We start from the raw sequence: 3,799 nt of genomic DNA on the forward strand, positions 1-3,799 counted from the left end.
TCGGTACGATTACAAGTTTTCCCCCATACAGTAAGGCACCGTACATCTCCCAAACAGAAAAGTCGAAGCAATAAGAGTGGAACATTGTCCAGACATCATTCGCATTAAAGTCAAATTCCATTTCGTCATTTAGAAGTAAACGAATGACATTTTCGTGTTCGATAACAACCCCTTTAGGTAAACCTGTGGTACCTGAAGTGTATATGATGTATGCAGCATCTTGCAGGCTATTTATATTCTCTAAATTCGTTGTCTCTTCTTCCGATATGACATCCAGTTCCTCTGAGAGATTGAATGTTACTCCGCTAAATGTAGTACTAGCAGCATATTCACCTGTTGTAATTAAAAATGAAACCTTGCTATCTTCGAAAATGTATTCTACTCTTTCCGCCGGATAATCTGGATCAATTGGAAGATATGTTCCTCCTGCTTTAAGAACGGCTAATATACTAATAATTGTTTCAACCGATCGATCTAGTAGTAATGCAACAATAGATTCTTGTTTAACTCCACGAGATTTTATCGTTCTTGCTAATTGGTTAGCGCGCTCATTTAATTGACGATATGTCAGCCGTCTCTCTTTATCCACAACTGCCATATTCTCTGGTGTTTTTTGCGCTTGCTCCTCGAATAACTGATGTATGGTCGCCGTCACGATTTCAATGTCATTAATCATAGAGTTCGGATTTGCTATGATTTGCTTAATGACATGTTGCAAATGACCTTTCATTCGTTCCACTCTTTCAGGTTCAAATGCATTCAGATTGTAACTGAATTTTATTGCAAGTTCCTTTCCAGGTATCAAAATCACATTAAAGTCATAATTCGTTTGCTCAAACGTTTTGAAGTTAGAGAGTTCCAATCCCACTCCGGCGGTTTGACTCATATCCTTCAATCGATCATCCATTGGGTAATTTTCAAATACCATAATGTGATTGATCAAATCTTGCTTTAATGTGCTTTGGTTTTGGATCTCATATAACGGATATGAACTATACGTATCTGAAACAATCGCTGCATCTTGAACTGCCTGCAATACCTCTGTAAACGGTTGTGCCGGGCTACTTGAAATTCGGACAGGAATGGTATTAATAAACAAGCCCACCATCTTCTCAATTCCAGGGATTACGGCAGGTCTTCCCGAAACTACGGCACCAAACACAACTTCATTCGCTCGGTTATATTTCTGCAGGACTACCCCCCAGATCGTCTGCATCATGGTATTCAAAGTGACCTGGTATTGGTTCGCCAGTTGTTGGAGTTTTCGTGTTTGTTCCTCACCCAGCGCAAACCATAACTCCTCTTGCTTATAGCCATCTGCCGTCTTTTTATATCCTGGCAGGCTAGTCACTTCATCGATCGTTTTCAAATAATTCTTCCAGTAATCCGATGCTTTCACTTTATCTTGTTTCTCTAACCACTGGATAAAGCGGCTATAAGGCTGGGCTGTCTCCAATTGTAGAGGTGTTCCCTTATTCAAGGACTCATAAATTTGGAGCAATTCACCGAATAGAACACCTAACCCCCAACCATCCGTCATGATGTGGTGGAAGCTCCAAATCACCTTAAACTGTTGCTCACCCATTTCAAAAACGGCAACTCTCATCGGAATGGTTGTGGTCAAGTCAAAGCCCTTATTTTTATCTTCTTCCATGTAACGGTTCATAGCTTCTTCTTGCTCTGCATCAGATTTGTTTGCAATCTTCTGCACATCAATGGTGAATTTCCACTGCTCCAATACAACCTGTAAAGATCTTCTTATATTCTCAAATACAAATACACTTCGAAGCACATCATATCTGTTAATAAGCTCCTGATAACTTTGTTCCAACAAATCAATATCTAAACTGCCTCGAACCTCGAAGCTGGTTTGAACAAAATACTGCAAGTCTCCCTTGTTCATCACATGGTGGAATAACATTCCTTCTTGTAATGGTGCTAAAGGATACATTTTTTTGATTTCTGTCTTCACTTCAAATGGTCTCCTTTAGTGGCTGCAATATAAAAACATTTAAATCACAGCCACCTTTTTATTATTATTCTTTATTAAGTGCTGCTGCTATTTGTGCATATACATCTTCGATCTCCTCAATGCTCATGTCATGCACCATGACATCACTTGGAGTTAGCTCCGTACTCTCTTTCTCCACGCAGTGTGCAATAATCGCGGATAGCTTCTGCATGTAACAGTTCGCAAGATTCTCCATCTCCTGCTCAAGATACTGCTTTCCGTTGTAACCAAACGTAAATCGCATTCTTCCCTCTTTCACCATGCCATTTACTTCTAATCCACTGCTTCGCTTCAGCACAGAACTTGCCATATCACCTACAGGTAACGAAGAACCTTCGAAGATCGCTGTTTGGAAGTCTTGGTCAAACTGTCCCAAGTAGTTGAAACTAATGCCAGATACCTTCCGTCCTTCACCTTGGCCTTCCTCACTCCAGTATCGGTACATACCATACCCGATTCCTTTGTTCGGAATTGAACGTAGTGCTTCTTTTATGGTTTTGATTTGTCTTCCCAGTTCCTGTTCTTTGACTTGAAGAGTCACTGGGTAGATACTTGTAAACCATCCTACTGTTCGTGTAATATCTAATCCTTCGACCAGTTCCTCTCGGCCATGACCTTCCATATCAATACAGATTTCTTCCCTTCCATCCCATTCATGGATGGACATCACAAGGGCCGTCATTAGAATATCATTAATTTCGGTATTGTACGCTTGATTGACCTGTCGAAGGACTTTTTCCGTCATGTCCTCATCCAGCTGTACCTCGATATACTTTCCATCGCCGAGTTGCCCGACTTCTTCCAACGTAATTTCTGTTCCTGCTCCAATGGCCTTAGTTTCGTGCTGCCAGTAGCTTTTCTCTGCCGCGAATGCTTCACTGCGGGCATATTCCTTCATCTGGCTTGACCATTCTTGGTATGATGCGGTCTTCGCCTGAAATTTGATCTCTTCACCCTTCAGCGCTTGAGCATATCCTGAAGCGAAATCTTCTAATAATATCCGCCATGATATACCGTCGACTACCAAGTGATGGATCACAATGAGTAAGTGATCACCATCGTCTGCCCGGAACAGCCCCAGTCGCATCATTGGACCTTTTTCCAGGTCGATACTTTCTTGAATACGCGTGGCTTGTCTCTCTACTTCTTCCAGGCCTTGGCCTCTTACTTCTAGCACCGGTACCTCTACCAACAATTCTTGGATGCCCTTATTGTACTGATGCACCGTGGTTTCTGTTTGTTCATACACCATTCGCAGAGCATCATGATGCTCCATCATACGCTGCATCACTTGTTGCACAATATCTTCACGATAACCTTCCTTGCGATATAACATCACGCTATGGTTAAAGTGGTGGCGGGCTTGCTTTTGTCCTTCAAAGAACCACTGTTGGATCGGCGACAATCCCACTTCTCCTTCGACTGCTCCTTGATGACTCAGCTGGGTCTGGCTCTTCAGATACGGGCTAACCTGCTCTACGCTTGGGTTTTGGAACAAGTCTCGAATTTCCATCTTTAAGCCGTGTCGTTGCAATCTCGCAGATACTTGGACGGCCTTAATGGAATCTCCACCTAGCTCAAAGAAGTTATCTGTTCGACCCACTTGCTCAATTCCCAATACTTCTTTCCAGATCTCAGCAAGCTGCTCTTCCATTTCACCTTGCGGGGCAACATACTCATTTCCTCGCATCCAGCCTTCCTCTGGTAACGGCAAGGCTTTCCGGTCTACTTTTCCGTTGGACGTAAGCGGCATTCGTTCTACCTGGATAAAGTAGGCTGGTACCATAT

The 3,799-nt window shown here is 42.6% G+C and carries 2 protein-coding genes; both read right to left on the reverse strand.

From position 1 onward, the window contains the following. Nucleotides 1-1,972 (reverse strand): condensation domain-containing protein (locus A3844_RS30795; protein ID WP_143192217.1); only part of this gene is annotated, 1,972 nt, incomplete at its 3' end. Between the two features lie 64 nt (nucleotides 1,973-2,036). Continuing rightward, the coding region (locus A3844_RS30800) for a condensation domain-containing protein (RefSeq protein WP_074109506.1) at nucleotides 2,037-3,799 on the reverse strand (1,763 nt) is incomplete at its 5' end.

This window comes from Paenibacillus helianthi (genome assembly GCF_001909055.1).
GTDB classification, from domain to species: domain Bacteria; phylum Bacillota; class Bacilli; order Paenibacillales; family Paenibacillaceae; genus Paenibacillus_AQ; species Paenibacillus_AQ helianthi.